9 protein-coding genes are annotated in these 15,441 nt (G+C 71.3%); 5 read left to right on the top strand and 4 right to left on the bottom strand.

What is annotated here, in order from left to right; translation table 11 throughout:
- A complete protein-coding gene (locus ABZU46_RS12840) occupies positions 1-309 on the top strand; it encodes a hypothetical protein (RefSeq protein WP_354856983.1) in 309 nt (102 codons plus the stop codon).
- A 118-nt stretch (positions 310-427) separates the two neighbouring features.
- Positions 428-811, top strand: coding sequence for a hypothetical protein (locus tag ABZU46_RS12835; RefSeq protein ID WP_354856981.1), 384 nt, complete (start codon positions 428-430; stop codon positions 809-811).
- 122 nt (positions 812-933) lie between these two features.
- On the opposite strand, the gene ABZU46_RS12830 is transcribed toward ABZU46_RS12835, so the two are convergent.
- A complete protein-coding gene (locus tag ABZU46_RS12830; RefSeq protein WP_354856978.1) occupies positions 934-2,739 on the bottom strand; it encodes a glycoside hydrolase family 6 protein in 1,806 nt (601 codons plus the stop codon).
- 590 nt (positions 2,740-3,329) lie between these two features.
- Here ABZU46_RS12830 and ABZU46_RS12825 point away from each other — a divergent pair.
- Complete coding sequence (locus tag ABZU46_RS12825) at positions 3,330-4,625, top strand: hypothetical protein (protein ID WP_354856976.1); 1,296 nt, start codon at positions 3,330-3,332, stop codon at positions 4,623-4,625.
- A 1-nt stretch (position 4,626) separates the two neighbouring features.
- Positions 4,627-5,334: a class F sortase gene (locus tag ABZU46_RS12820; RefSeq protein ID WP_354856974.1), complete on the top strand. Its 708-nt coding sequence runs from the start codon at positions 4,627-4,629 to the stop codon at positions 5,332-5,334.
- A 72-nt stretch (positions 5,335-5,406) separates the two neighbouring features.
- Here the strand turns inward: ABZU46_RS12820 and ABZU46_RS12815 are convergent, their stop codons facing one another.
- Positions 5,407-10,488, bottom strand: a complete 5,082-nt coding sequence (locus ABZU46_RS12815; protein ID WP_354856971.1) for an NAD-glutamate dehydrogenase — start codon at positions 10,486-10,488, stop codon at positions 5,407-5,409.
- Positions 10,489-10,774: 286 nt separating this feature from the next.
- Between ABZU46_RS12815 and ABZU46_RS12810 the strand changes: the two genes are divergently transcribed.
- A complete protein-coding gene (locus ABZU46_RS12810) occupies positions 10,775-12,739 on the top strand; it encodes a penicillin-binding transpeptidase domain-containing protein (RefSeq protein WP_354856969.1) in 1,965 nt (654 codons plus the stop codon).
- A gap of 139 nt (positions 12,740-12,878) precedes the next feature.
- Here ABZU46_RS12810 and ABZU46_RS12805 read toward each other — a convergent pair whose 3' ends face one another.
- The gene (locus tag ABZU46_RS12805; protein ID WP_354856968.1) at positions 12,879-14,279 is read right to left on the bottom strand and encodes an arginase family protein; all 1,401 of its coding nucleotides are present in this window, start codon (positions 14,277-14,279) and stop codon (positions 12,879-12,881) included.
- Between the two features lie 85 nt (positions 14,280-14,364).
- The gene (locus ABZU46_RS12800) at positions 14,365-15,288 is read right to left on the bottom strand and encodes a tetratricopeptide repeat protein (protein WP_354856966.1); all 924 of its coding nucleotides are present in this window, start codon (positions 15,286-15,288) and stop codon (positions 14,365-14,367) included.
- Positions 15,289-15,441 lie beyond the last annotated feature (153 nt).

Raw genomic sequence — 15,441 nt, 5'->3', positions numbered from 1 at the left:
ATGAGCAACGACGGCCAGCCGGCGCAGGACCCGTTGATCGACGAGACGCAGGCCGAGGAGCGCCGCTCCGCCGCCGCCCGACTGTTCGACATCCGTCGGGTGATCGGTGGCCTCTTCGTGGCGTACGGGATCATCGTGACGCTGATCGGCGTCTTCGACAGCCGGGCCGAGATCGACAAGGCCGAGGGTGTCCGCATCAACCTGTGGGCCGGGCTCGTGATGCTCGCCTTCGGCCTGCTCATGCTGCTCTGGCAGTGGCTGCGCCCGGCCGAGGCGCCGACCCCGAACGAGCAGCAGCCCGACAGCTGACCTCAGGCCCGCCGCGCCGGCGCCGTCCACACGGACGGCGCCGGCGTCGCGCATGGGCTCTCGCGCACGGGGTACGCGAGGGGGATCAGGCAACGTGTCGGACACAGGAGGCAGCACCATGACCGATCGCGACCGCCGACCGCTGGAGGAGAGCCCGCAAACGGCCGCTGCGGTGGACGACGACAGCACCGTCCCGCAGCTGCGGACCGGAGGCGGGCCCGACCGTGACACGCCGACCTTCACCGAGCCCCGCGACCGGCCGGCGGACCTCGCTCCGGACACCGACGACCTGATCGGCGACCCGTACGCCGCCGGCACCGGCGCCACCGGAACGGGCACCGGCGCGGGCGGCGACAACATCCGGACCGGGGCCGAGCAGCCCTGGGAGCCGGAGGACCTGGTGATGGCCCGCGGGCAGGACCTCACGCCGGAGAACCTGGACAAGGCCCGTCGCGACCTGGCCGAGCAGGGCCGCGCGGCGATCGAGCGCATCGTGCCCTGACCGGGGCGGACAAAGGGGGGTCCCCGGCCCGACCGTACTGGTCGGACCGGGGACCCCGGGAAACCTGCCGCCGGCAGTGCCTCACCTACTGCCGGCGGCGGGTTGGCGCGTGAGCTACCCGATCAGAGAGCCGGGTACGCGTTGCGCATCAGCTCCTGGAACTGAGCCGAGAACCACGCACCGGAGATCGGCGCGTCCGGCAGGGCGCCGGTCGGGCTGTTGCCGTTGCGGGCGTTGCCGCCGTACGTCGGGTCGCACATCCGGTCGAAGCCCTTGCCCTCGTTGTTCGGGATCTCCTTGCTGGAGCCGTCCGACTCACCCGGGGGCTTCACCCAGACGTAGGCGTCGATACCCGTCGCCGGGTTCGCCCGGGGCCGCTCACCGAGACCGGCACCGGCCTGGTTGCACCAGTTGCCGGCGTGGGCCCGGCGGTCGATCCGACCACCGTTGACGTACGTGTCCACGCTGGTGGTCGCGCCCGGTCCGGTGGGCCGGGCGGAGCCACCCCAGCCGTTGCGGGACGTGTCGATCAGCATGCCGATGTTGGAGTTGAAGCCGACCGAGATCAGCTTGGTACGGAACGCCTGGGCGAAGGACAGCTCGTCGACGTAGAAGTTCCAGTCGACCCACTTGGACTGCCGCACCGTCTGGCCGTTCACGGTGTCGGTGATCTTGAAGTACGGCTCCTGCAGCGCCGAGTAGTTCGCGGTGTTGGTGATGAAGCCGTGCACGTTGTTGACCGTGCTGCCGGAGGCGACCGCGGCGGTCTTCAGGATGTCGGCGGTCGGGCCGAAGTTGCTGTCCCAACCGAGCCAGCCGTGGTGCCCGGCGTCGATGTAGTTGTAGACGTTGCCGATCGCGCCCAGCTTGGCGAGGGCGTAGCCGACGCCGTTCACGTACGCGCCGTTGGCCTTGACCGTGTCACACATGACCGTGCCGCCGGCCTGACCGGACGTGTTGGTCACCAGGTTCGGCAGCGAGTCGATCTCGATGACGTTGATGATCCGCAGGTTCCGGTACTTCGAGTCGCTCTGGATCGCGGCGATCGGGTCGATGTACTCGGCCTTGTACCGGGGCAGGTCGTTCGGGCCCAGCTCACCGTTGGAGGCGAGCGCCGAGCAGTCCCGGCCGGGCAGGTTGTAGATCACGAACTGGATGTAGCCGGCGCCCTGGCGCAGCGCCTCGTCCAGGTGCTCCCGCACCCCGAACGCGCCGTTCGAGCTGCTGTTCGGAGTGCCGTTGATGGCGGCGATCCGGTCCAGCCAGACGGCGGTGGGGTTGTTCGAGACCCGGCTTCCACCCGGCTCGGCATCCGCCTTGGCCTTCCACTCCGGGTTCACGTACCCGCGCACACCGGCGTACGGGTTGTCGACCTTGGTGCCCGGCGGAGTCGTGGTCGGCGGGGCCGTGGTGGGCGGGGCCGTGGTCGGCGGCGCCGTGGTCGGCGGGGCCGTGGTCGGCGGGGCCGTGGTCGGCGGCGGGGTGGTCGGGTTACCGGTGCCACCGTTGCAGACCACACCGTTCAGGGTGAACGAGGTCGGCTTCGGGTTGCTGCCGCTCCACGCGCCGTTGAACCCGATGTTCGTCGACGCACCATTGGCGAGGGTGCCGTTGTAGGACAAGCTCCGGGCGGTGACCTGGCTGCCGGACTGGGTGTAGGTGGCCGACCAGCCCTGCTGCACCCGCTGGCTGGAGTTGGGGAAGGTCCAGCCGAGCGTCCAACCGTTGACCGGGTCGCCGAGGTTCTTGATGGTGATGTTGGCGGTGAAGCCGCCCTGCCAGTCATTGGTCGTGTACGCGATGTCGCACTGCGTCGCGGCCTGCGCCGCGGTGACCGGGATTGTCACCAGCCCGCCGGCGACCAGAACGCCCGCGCCTGCGAGCGCGAGGGTCCGGCGTGGGCCGGACAGCCTTCTCCACACATTCATGCCACTGATCTCCTTGGGCGAGACCGGGCTCGCGTACGGCCCGGCGAGACGGCCCGGCGGGCGTCCTGCACGGACGGCCTCCGGCGCCACGGGATTCATTGGGGGGTGCCCGACCCGGACGGGCGGTGGTGGTTGGTGGTGATTGGCCGGCGCGACACCGACCGCTCAGCGGCCGGTTGTCGTCCGGCGAACCGGATGCCCTCGACGACCTGCCTGCGCGGTGTGGCTCCCCGAACCGCGTGCGCCGATTCTTGCATGGGAGCGCTTCCATGGCAATGGCTCGATGCGCGGCCTGCCCTCGACTCGGACGATACCCCCGAGCAGCGCGAGCAGCACCTGCCGTCCGTTACCGGGATGACCGCCGCGGGTCGAGCACTGCGGGTCGGCAACAGCGCGGTGCGTACGCAAGGTCCTGCGGGACCCGAGACGGCACTACGGGCCGCGAAAGCCCCGTAGCACTCCTTTGCTACTTACTATTAGTAAAGGTGAGAACACGAATCTTTCACTTGATAAGTCATGAAACGGTCTAACGTCGGTCTTAGCTCGGTTGTCGCCGAGCTCAGGACAACAGGGATGGAGTGACGCAGGTCATGGCTAAGAAGATGCTCGGGAAGGTCGTTGCGGGCGCCGCACTCGGCGGCGCGTCGCTCCTGGTGTTCGCGCCGGGGATCGCGTTCGCTGACGGGCACCACGACGACGACGGCAAGGTCTTCGCCAAGCCGCACGTCGTGAAGGCCGGCGACGAGGTCAAGCTCCTCGAGATCTGCCCGGATCGGCAGGAGCACGCGTTCGTGTGGTCCAAGGTCACCGGCAAGGTCAAGCTCAAGCCGGTACGGGACGACCGGGGCGAGGACCGCGGCGAGTGGAGCGAGGAGGAGGACTCCTACGACCACGACGACAAGGGCAAGGACGAGAACGGCAAGGACGAGCACGGCAAGGACGACAAGGGCAAGGACCACGAGGGCAAGGACGAGCACGGCAAGGACGACAAGGGCAAGGACCACGAGGGCAAGGACGAGCAGGGCAAGGACGAGCACGGCAAGGACGACAAGGGCAAGGACCACGAGGGCAAGGACGAGCAGGGCAAGGACGAGCACGGCGACGACGAGTCGCAGCCGTCCGCCGATGACGCCCAGCCCGGTGGCCAGGGCGGCGGCGCTGCCGCCGACGCCTCCCGCGACGAGGACAGCAAGGACTGGACGGGCGAGGAGCACGGCCAGGACGCGGACGACAGCCGCGACAAGAAGGACTGGGAGTCCAAGGACGAAGACAAGAAGGACTGGGACTCCAAGGACAAGGACAAGAAGGACTCGGAGTCCAAGGACGAAGACAAGAAGGACTGGGACTCCAAGGGCAACGAGTACGGCTCCGACGACGAGTACGGCTCCGACAAGGGCCGCGAGTACGGCTCCGACGACGAGTACGGCTCCGACAAGGGCTGGGAGTCCAAGGGCCACGAGTACGGCTCCGACGAGGAGTACGGCTCCGACAAGGGCCGCGAGTACGGCTCCGACGAGGAGTACGGCTCGGACAAGGGCTGGGAGTCCAAGGGCCACGAATACGGCTCGGACGACGAGTACGGCTCCGACAAGGGCCGCGACCACGGCAAGGGCGAGGACGGCTGGGAGCACGAGCGCGAGTTCGTGTACTACGGCGAGGCCAAGGTCGACAAGGACGCCCGGCCGGGTCGCTACGAGCTCAAGGGCTCGTGCGGCGAGGGGGAACTGGTCGTGCTGCCCCACGGTGGGGTCGACGGCGGTGACGGCGGCGTCAGCACCGGCACCGACCGTGGTCTGGCCACCGGTGGCGCGAGCCTGCTCGGCGCTGCCGCGCTGGGCGGGATCGTGCTGATGCGTCGTCGGCGGACCGATGGTTCCCTCGTCTGACGTGACGGCGACACGGGCCGGCGGCCGTCACGGGAGACCGTGGCGCGCCGCCGGCGCGGCCGTCGTCGTCACCCTGGCCATGATCGGCGCCGGCATGATCGGCGCCTCGTTGCAGACCGGGCCCGCTCCCCGCCCTCCGCAGCCGCTCGCCCAGGCCGGCCCCGAGGTCCCCGGGCCGACGGTCACCGGGAACGACGCCACGGCGCCGGACGATGGGGAGCACGCCGCGCAGGGCGACATTCCCGTCGGGCTGAACCGGGCTGCCCCGAGCACCATCGAGATCCCCCGCATCGGCGTCAACGCGACGATCATGTCGCTCGGCACCAACCCGGACGGCACCGTGCAGGTCCCCCCGTTGGAGCAGGCCGACCAGGCTGGCTGGTACGAACCGGGCCCGAGCCCCGGTGAGACCGGCAACGCGGTCATCGTCGGGCACGTGGACTCGGCGAAGCTCGGCCCGGCCGTGTTCTTCGACCTCGGCTCTCTCGTGCCCGGCGACACGATCACGGTGCAGCGGGCGGACGGCCAGCCGGCGACGTTCCGGGTCGACTCGGTGAAGGCGTACCCGAAGACGTCCTTCCCCACCGAGCTGGTGTACGGGCCGAACGACCGGCCCGGCCTGCGGGTGGTCACCTGCGGCGGCCAGTTCGACGAGGCGGCCAAGAGCTACCAGGACAACGTGGTCGTCTTCGCCACCCTGGCGGCGTGAGGCGGACGAACACGGACGCGGCCCGGCCGGTCGGGGTTACCCGATCGGCCGGACCGCGTCCGGCGTACCGAATCAGGCCGCGGCGGAGGTCCGCACCAGGGTGCGGATCTGGCGCAGCAGCACGGACAGGGCTGCGAGATCCGCCCGCGACTCGTCGAACTCCCCCATCGCCCGGCGGGCCCGGTGGATCGACGTGGCGTTCGACTGCTCCCACTGCTGCACCCGCTCGTGCGGCGGCTGATCCTCCGGGGTGGAGTCGAGCACCTCCGCCGTGAGCGCGGCCAGCGCGGCGTACAGGTCGTAGCGCAGCGCCATCCGCGCGAGGGTCTGCCAGCGGTCCTCGCGCGGCAGCAGGGAGATCTTCGACAGCAGCGAGTCCACCCGGAACAGGTCGGAGAGCACGAAGTAGACCGAGGCCACCTCGCTGACGTCCCGTCCGCTGCGGGTCGCGGTCTCCACGACGTCCAGCAGGCCGAAGCTGTACATCAGCCGGGTCGCCTGCTCCGCCAGCTCGCGGGGCAGCCCACGGTCGGTCATCGAGTCGATGTGCGCCTCGATGGCCTGCCGCTCGCCGCCGTAGAACAGCTCCTCCAGCCCCGGCAGGAGCCGGGCCACCCCGTCGCGCAGCCGGGAGATCTCGGTCGGCACGTCGATCGGCGAGCGCCGGTTGGTGACCAGCCAGCGCACCGCCCGGTCGAGCAGCCGGCGGGTGTCCAGGTAGACACTGGTCTGCAACTCGGGCGCGACCTTGTTGTCCAGCGCCTCCACCGCGTCCCACAGGTTCCGCAGGCCGAACACCTCGCTGACCACCACGTACGCCCGGATCACGTCCGCCGCGCTGGCCGCGGTCTCCTCGACGACCCGGAAGACGAACGAGATGCCGCCCCGGTTGATCGCCTCGTTGACCAGCACGGTGGTGACGATGTCCCGACGCAGCCGGTGCCGGCCCATCCGGTCGGCGAACCGCTCGCGCATCGGCGTCGGGAAGTAGTTGACCAGGACCTCGGTCGTCCACTCCTCGTCGGCCAACCCCTCGGTGAGGATCTCCCGTTCCAGGACGATCTTCACGTACGCGAGCAGCACCGCGAACTCCGGCGCGGTCAGTCCGGACTCGCTGCGGACCGCCAGCTCCTCGTCCGGAGGCAACGCCTCCAGCGCCCGGTCCAACCCGCCCGACCGCTCCAGCTCGTTGATCATCCGGCGGTGCACCGGAAGCAGCGAGGCGGCCTGGGCCTGGGCGTTGTTGATCGCCCGAGCCTGGTCGTAGTTGTCCCGCAGCACCAGCTCCGCGACCTCGTCGGTCATCCCGGCCAGCAGCTCGTCCCGCTCGGCAGTGGTCAACTCGCCGTCGGCCACCGCCGTGTTCAGCAGGATCTTGATGTTCACCTCGTGGTCGGAGGTGTCCACGCCGGCCGCGTTGTCGATGAAGTCGGTGTAGATGCGGCCACCGGTCAACGCGTACTCGATCCGGCCGAGCTGGGTCCAGCCCAGGTTGCCGCCCTCGCCCGCCACCCGGCAGCGCAGGCTGCGCCCGTCCACCCGGATCGCGTCGTTGGACTTGTCGCCCACCTCGGCGTTGGTCTGGGTGGACGCCTTGACGTACGTGCCGATGCCGCCGTTCCAGAACAGGTCCACCGGAGCGGTGACGATCGCCTTCATCAGCTCCTGCGGCGAGAGCTGGGTGACGTCGTCGTCGAGGCCGATCGCCGCCCGGACCTGCGGCGTGATCGGAATCGACTTCGCGGTACGCGGGACGATGCCGCCCCCGGCCGAGATCAGCTCGGGGTTGTAGTCCTCCCACGACGAGCGGGGCAGGTCGAACAGTCGACGACGCTCCGCGTACGAGGTGGCCGCGTCCGGATCGGGGTCGAGGAAGATGTGCCGGTGGTCGAACGCGGCCACCAGCCGGATGTGCTCGGAGAGCAGCATCCCGTTGCCGAAGACGTCCCCGGACATGTCGCCGACGCCGACGACTGTGAAGTCCTGGGTCTGGGTGTCCAGGCCCAGCTCGCGGAAGTGCCGCTTGACCGACTCCCACGCCCCCCGGGCGGTGATGCCCATCTTCTTGTGGTCGTAGCCGGCGGAACCGCCGGAGGCGAACGCGTCGCCCAGCCAGAAGTTGTGCGCCAGGGAGATCTCGTTGGCGATGTCGGAGAACGTCGCCGTCCCCTTGTCCGCCGCCACCACGAGGTACGGGTCGTCGCCGTCGTGCCGGACCACGTCCTCGGGCGGCACGATCTGCCCGCTGACGATGTTGTCGGTGACGTCCAGCATCGCGCCGACGAACTCCTGGTAGCAGGCGACCGCCTCGTCCCGGTCGCCCGGCTTCTGCTTCAGCACGAAGCCGCCCTTGGCACCCACCGGCACGATCACGGTGTTCTTCACCATCTGCGCCTTGACCAGGCCCAGCACCTCGGTGCGGAAGTCCTCCCGACGGTCGGACCAGCGCAACCCGCCCCGGGCCACCGGCCCGAACCGCAGGTGCACGCCCTCGAACCGGGGCGAATAGACGAAGATCTCGAACTTCGGCCGGGGCGCCGGCAGGTCCGGGATGGCCTGCGGGTCGAGCTTGAACGCCACGTACGCCTTCGGCCGCCCGCCGACCGGCTTCTGGTAGAAGCTGGTCCGCAGCGTCGCCTCGATCAGCGTGAGGTACGAGCGCAGGATCCGGTCCTGGTCGAGGCTCGCCACGTCGTCCAGCGCGCCTCGGATCGTCTCCACCAGCTCGCCGCTGCGCTGCTGCCGCTGCTCGGCGGTCAGCTCGCCTGGCGCGAACCGGGTCTCGAACAGCTCCACCAACAGGGTGGCGAGCTTCGGGTACGCGATGAAGGTCTGCTCCATGTAGTCCTGCGAGAAGACCGTGCCGGCCTGCCGCAGGTACTTCGCGTACGCCCGCAGCACCACCACCTGCCGCCAGGTCAGCCCGGCGCGCAGCACCAGCTCGTTGAACCGGTCCACCTCGGCCTCGCCGCGCCACGCCGCCGCGAACGCGTTCTCCACGTGTGGGCGTACCTCGGACAGCTCGTGGTGCCCCTCGGGCAGCCTGAGGCCGAAGTCGTACAGGTAGACCCGACCGTCGATCCGGTCCACCTCGTACGGGTGCTCGTCGACCACGCGGACGCCGAGCGAGTGCAGCACCGGGAGCACGGCGGAGAGCATCATCGGCTCGCCGTACCGGTAGACCTTGAACCGGACGTCCATCGTCTCGGCCAGGTCGGCCCCCGGCATCCGGGTGCCGGGCCGAGGTGCCAACTGCTTGCGGAACAGGTGCATCTCCAGCTGGCCGGGCTCCTCCAGCAGCTCCAGCTTCGCCAGGTCCTTCATCGCCTCGTACGGCGTGTGCCCGTCCTTGTAGCCCTCCGGGAACGCGTCGGCGTACCGGGTGAACAGGTGCTTGGCCTGCTCGTCGCCGAGCTTGCGTTCCAGCACCAGCCGGTAGTCGTCGTCCCAGAGTCGGGTGGCGTCGGCCAGCTCCTCGGCCAGCAGGTCGGCGTCGATGTCGCCGGGCGGCCGGGTCGGGTCGGTACGGACGATGAAGTGCACCCGAGCCAGCATCGACTCGGTGACCCGGGTCGTGTAATCCACCCCGACGCCGTTCAGCTCACGCAGCAGGATGTCCTGCATGCGCAGCCGGTTCTGGGTGGTGAACCGGTCCCGGGGAAGGTAGATCAGGCAGGAGATGAACCGCCCGTACGCGTCGCGGCGCAGGAACACCCGCAGCTGCCGGCGGCCCGCCATCCGCAGCACGCCGATCACCGCGTGGTACAGGTCGTCGGTCTTGATCTGGAACAGCTCGTCGCGCGGGTAGGTCTCCAGGATCTGCAGCAGATCCTTGCCGGAGTGGCTGCGCCGGCTCAGGCCGGAGCGGTCGAGCACCTCCGCGACCTTACGACGCACCACCGGCAGCTCCCGGACGCTGGTCCGGTACGCCGCGGTGGAGAACAGGCCCAAAAAGCGCCGCTCCCCGATGACCTCGCCCTCGGAGTTGAAGATCTTGAACCCGATGTAGTCCAGGTACGCCGAGCGGTGCACGGTGGCCCGCGAGTTGGCCTTGGTGATGATGAGCAGGCGCTTCTCCAGCACCTTCTCGTGTGCCTCGTGCGTCATCGACGACAGCGACCGGGCCTCCGGGGAGTCCGAGCGCAGGATGCCCAGGCCGGTGCCGAGCACCGCCTCCAGCGCCTTGCCGTCCACCTGGTCGGCGGGGTTCCCGTCCGGGGCGTCCACCAGGCGGTACTCGCGGTAGCCGAGGAACGTGAAGTGGTCGTGCGCCAGCCAGCGCAGCAGCTCCACCGAGTCGGTGATGTCCTTCTCCGGCACCGGCGGACGGTTGTCCGAGGTGCGGGCCGAGGCCAGCTCGTCGGCGAGCGCGAGCGCACGCTGACGCATCTTCGGCCAGTCCTCCACGGCCTCCCGCACGTCGGTGAGCACCCGTTGCAGCTCACGGCGCAGCCGGTCGCGTTCGGCGGCGTCCCGGACCGGGTCGATCTCGATCCGCATCCAGCTCTCGATGATGTCGCCGGCGATCGCGTCGTCCGGCTCCACGTCCGCCGAGACCTCGGTGAGCCGGCCCAGCGGCTCGCGCCGGACCACCACCAGCGGGTGCACCAGCAGATGCACGTCCAGGTGGTACGAGTTGAGCAGCGCGGTCACCGAGTCGACCAGGAACGGCATGTCGTCGGTGACGATCTCGACAACGGTGTGGTGCTGGTCGGCGTGCGGCTCGTGGATCCGCAGCTTCAACTCGCCGGGCACCCGCTGCTGGGCCAGGTCCCGGTGCGCCCGGGCCGCGTCGAGCATCTCCTCCGCCGTGAAGCCGACCAGCTCCTCGTCCGGGGCGAACCGCCAGAAGCGACCGACCAGGGTCGCCGCGTCGTGGTCGTCCCCGGCGAGCGCGACAGCCTGGGCCACCAGGCGCTCCGCGTTGGGGACCGGTTCGTCGAGCTCGGCATCCTCCACGTCGTCGGCCAACGCCTCGGTCGGCAGGCCCAGATCGTAGATGGTGTCGATGCTCGACCCGGTCAGCCCCGTGACGCCCGTGTCGAGCCGGCCGTAGCCGTCCCCGTCGGTCGCCGAATCGAAGCTGTCGTCGTCCCGGCCGGAGTCATCCTGCCGGAGGTCGGGTTCCGGTTTGATCGCCGGACGCCGGTCCATCGGTGCCACTCCCCTCGACCCACCGCGTTGTGGGTCACTCTGCCGCCCAGCGTAGGCCTGCCGTTTCGCGCCTTGGTCGGCGGACCACTGGCCGGACGTCCGGATCCGGACTTTGTCCTTTCACCCGTTGCGGGTCCGAGGTTGGCCGGTTGCGGGATACCCCGCCCCGCGATGTTCATCACACCGGCCCGGCCCGTCTTTCCGCACGTCGAGCGCCACACGGGACGTTGGGGACACCCTTCGCGTACTACCGTGCAGGGCAGCCCGAGACCGGAAGGACCGCTTCATGACCTTGTCCTACCCCCGGCCCCACCGGCCGAACCGCGCCCGACGGGTCGCCGCGCTCACTGCGACCCTGCTCACCGCTGGCGTCCTGGCGGCGTGCTCCGGCGACGACGGGCCGGAGCACAGCGCCGACGCCTTCCTCGCCGGCTGGCGCAGTGGCGACCTGCAGGCGGTCGCGATGGTCGACACGACCGGTGCCAAAATGCCGGCGGCCGAGGTGACCAAGGAGATCAAGGAGCTGTCCGGCGAGTTGGCGGCCACCCCGCCCACCCTGACCCGGCAGGGCGAGCCGAAGATCACCAAGAACATCGCGACCACGACGATCCGGGTCGACTGGCCCCTGCCGGGCCAGACCCACTGGACGTACGACCGGGAGCTGCGGCTCGTCCAGGGCGACGACGACCAGTGGCAGGTGATGTGGGAGCCGCGGGTGATCCACGAGCAGCTCACCAAGGGCGACCGGCTGGGGCTGCGCCGCGACACCGGCCCCCGGGCGGGCCTGCTGGACGCGGCCGGCAAGCCGATCGTGGCGCCCCGCCAGGTGGTGCGGGTGGGTGTGCAGCCGAACCAGGTCACCGACATCAAGAAGCTGGTCAAGGATCTCGACGCGGCCTTCAAGGCGATCCGCCCGGCCCTGGTCCCCGCCGTCGACCTGGCCGACCTGCCGAAGCGGGTGGCCGAGGCCGACCCGGGCGCGCTCGTCGAGGTGGTGACCCTACGCGAGGACGCGTACCGGCAGATCAAGCCGCGGATCTACGACCTGCCCGGCACCAAGTTCGTCTCCGACAAGCTCGACCTGGCGCCGACCCGGGAGTTCGCCCGTGCGCTGCTCGGCTCGGTCGACCCGGCGCAGGCCGACGACCTCGCCGCCCACCCGGACCGGTACGTCGCCGGCGACCTGGTCGGGCACGGCGGGTTGCAGGGCCGCTACGACGAGCGGCTGCGCGGCGCCCCCGGTCTGACGGTCGTCGTCGAGCGGCCCGCCGAGGACGGCAAGCTGGCAGCCACCGGCACCGAACTGTTCCACCGGGAGCCGCAGCCCGGTCAGGCGCTGAAGACCACCCTGGACGTGGCCACCCAGAACGCGGCCGACGCAGCCCTGCGCGCGGAGCCGCGCCGAGCCGCCCTGGTGGCGGTACGCATCAAGGACGGCGCGGTGCTCGCCGCCGCCAACGGTCCCGGGCCGGCCGGCGAGAACCTGGCCTTCACCGCCCAGGTGCCGCCGGGCTCCACGTTCAAGATGGTCAGTGCGCTGGGTCTGCTGGACCGGGGCGCGGTCACCCTGGACGGGCCGGTGGAGTGCAGGAAGACCTTCACCGTCGATGGCCGGTCCTTCAAGAACTCGGACAACTTCGAGTTGGGCTCGGTGCCGTTCCGCACCGACTTCGCCAAGTCCTGCAACACGGCTTTCGCCTCGTTGGCCCCGAAGCTCGGCGGTGACGGGCTGGCCGCCGCCGGCCGCTCGCTGGGCCTGGAGGGGCAGTGGGATCTCGGCACGGACGCCTTCACCGGCAAGGTGTCGACCGGCGGCAGCCTGGCCGAGCAGGCCGCCGCGTCGTTCGGCCAGGGCACCACGCTGGTCAGCCCCCTGGCCATGGCCGGCGCCACCGCGGCCGTCGCCCGGGGCCGCTTCGAGCAGCCGAAGCTGCTGGTCGACCCGGCACCGGCCAAGCCGGCCCCGCCCGGCGAGCAGCTGAAGCCCGAGTCCGTCGCGGCGCTGCGGACGATGATGCGCGAGGTGGTCACCGCCGGCACCGGGAGCGCGCTGAAGGACGTTCCGGGCGGCGAGGTGTACGGCAAGACCGGCACCGCCGAGTACGACGACAACCCGGCCCACACGCACGCCTGGTTCGTCGGCTGGCGGGGTGACGTCGCGTTCGCCGTGTTCGTGGAGAAGGGCGGGGCCAGCACCGCCTCAGCCGTCCCGATCGCCGAGCGCTTCCTCCGGGCCCTGCCCGCCACCTGACCCGCCGCACGCCACTGGTCGCCACCCACGCCCAGCGGTGATCCACCCGGTGCCGCGGAAACCGGGGTGTCCAGGCCATCCGGACACCCCGGTTTCGCTGATTCCGGGGTGGATCGCGGCGAGGTGGGCCGGGACCGGATCAGGCGGAGTCGGCTTCGTGCCTCTCCGGCGGGGTCTCCGTCGGCGGGGAGGGTCGTCGGAGCAGACCCGGGCCGGCCGACGCGGGCGGACCGACCGGTTCGCGCTCGACCGTGACCGCGATCTGGGCCGCGAGGCCGGATGGCTCGGCTGGGGCCCGCCCGCCCGCGCCGGGTGGCGCCACCGCCGGCGCGACGCCGTCAGCCACCGCACCGTCAGCCACCGCGCCGATCGACGAACGGACGCCGGAGGGACCGACGCCGGCAGACCCGACGCCCGGGGGCTGGCTGCCGGAGGCGTCGCCATCGGAAAGGTCGTCGCCGCCGCGCTCGTCGACCCGATCGGGGCCGTCGCGCCCGGCGAGGCGCGCGGCACGATCGAGCCCATCACGCCCGGCGAGCCGCTCGCTGGCGGTCGCGGCCCGGCCGTTGCCACGCCGCGGGGAGGGCGTGGGCCGGGGCGACAGCAGTCGGGGTGGCACCGCCTCCGGGGCGGTGACCGGGGCCAGGCCGGCGACCACGGTGTTGACGATCTCGGCGGCGTACGAGCCGTCCGGGTCGTAGTCGGGGTCGAAGACGGTCAGCTCGACGCCGAGGCAGTGTGGGGTGTCGACCAGGCCGGCGAGCAGGATCTCCAGCTCGGCGAAGGCGATGCCACCCGGGTCGGGGGCGTCCACGGCCGGCATCACCGCCGGGTCGAGCACGTCGACGTCGATGTGCACCCAGTAGCCCGCGCAGTCGGCGAGCTGCTCGTGCGCCCACTGGGCCGTCCGGGCGGCGCCCTCGGCGCGCAGCGCCGGCACCGGTCGGGTGGTGATGCCCGCGGCCTGGAGGTCGAGGCGGTACTCGTCCTGCGCCCGGATGCCGAGCACCACCACGTCGATGTCGCGGAAGTAGGGTCGACGGCCCTCCAGCGCGGCCAGGTCGGCCTGCCCGCGCCCGGTGACGAGGGCCAGATCCTCCCCGGCGGCCGCGCCGACGTAGGAGGCGTTGCCGGGGTGCCGGAAGTCGGAGTGCCCGTCGACGAAGACCAACCCGATCCGCCCGCCGACCGCCTCACCGAGGCGGTGCATGGCCAGCGCAGAGCCGAGCAACACGGAGCAGTCACCGCCCAGCACCACCGGGAACTCGCCCCGGTCGATGATCGAGCCGACCCGCTCGGCGAGGGCGAGGGAGTAGTCGGCGATCTCCCGGGCGTGGCACACGCCGTCACCGGGCCGCCAGTCGCCGGGGTCGTACCGGGGTGGGGTGACGCAGCCGGCGTCGCGGGCCCGCAGCCGGGCCAGCAGGTCGTGGTCGCGCAACGCGCCGGGCGCCTTGGCGCAGCCCGGCACGGAGGTGGATGTCGGCGGTCGCAGGCCGAGATTTGTCGGCGCGTCGAGGACGGCGATCCGGCGCATCATGAGCTCCCGTCCTCGGTGGTCGGGCGGGCCGGCGAAACGCCGGCCCGCGCTGGCGTACTACGAACTCACGATCCGTGCGGCGAACTCAGAACAGGGCGCTGGCCAGGGCCCGTCGGGCCGAGGCGACCGCCGGGTCGTCCGGGCCGGCGATGGAGAACAGCGACACCAGGTGCTGGCGGACCGTCTCGCGGTCCTCACCGGCGGTCCGTCGGACCAGGCCGACGAGCCGGGCGTACGCCTGCTCGGCCAGGCCGCTGAGCACCTCGATGTCGGCGGCCAGCAGTTGGGCCGCGACGTCGTCGGGGGCGCTCTCGGCGGCGGCGAGCGCGGTGGCCGGGTCGGCGCCGGCCACCCGGCGGGCCACGCCGACCTGGGCCAGGCCCGCCGTGGCCGCGGCGTCCGCCGGGGCGTCGGCGAGGATCTTGCGGTACGCCTGCTCGGCGGCGTCCAGGTCGCCGCTCATGAGCGCGTCGTCCGCCTCGTCGAGGCGCGGGTCCTCCGGTTCGGCGACGGCCACGCCACCGGCCTTGAGCACCGCCTGGATCCACTGGCGGAGTTGGGCCTCGGGCACCACACCGGAGAAGGCGTCGATCGGCTGGCCGCCGACGACCGCGTAGACCATGGGGATGCCCTGGACCCGGAACATCTGGGCGATCCGCGGGTTTTCCTGCACGTCGACCCGGGCGAGCACCCAGGTGCCACCGCTCTCGGCGGCCAGCCGCTCCAGCACCGGGGCGAACTCGTCGCTCTCCGGGAAGCCGGCCGCACCGAAGAAGACGATGACGGGCATGGCCATCGACCGTTCGAGCACATCGGCCTGGATGGTCGCCTCGGTGACGTCGACGATGGCGGCGTTGCCGCCGGCGGTCTGCGCGCCGGGCACGCCGGCGGACGGGCCGCCCTGCGGGGGTGTGCCGGGGCGGGTACTGGCTGGTGCGGGGCCGCGCAGCGTGCTGAGGTCGACCGCGCCGCGGGTGAAGATCGACGAGGTGATCCGTGGGTCGCTCATGGTTACCTAGTCTCGCACGCGAGCCCGGAATCCCGGCTCACCCACAACTGCGACGTTGCGACTCTCACGCCCCATTCCACCCCCGGCGATCGGGCAGTTCCGCCGCCGAGACGGGGCGTCCGTCCGGCAGCGACCGCGCGATCGACGGGGGTG

This window comes from Micromonospora sp. NPDC005197 (assembly GCF_040608295.1).
In the GTDB taxonomy this organism is placed as follows: domain Bacteria; phylum Actinomycetota; class Actinomycetes; order Mycobacteriales; family Micromonosporaceae; genus Micromonospora.
This window is presented reverse-complemented; position numbering and strand designations above follow the sequence as displayed.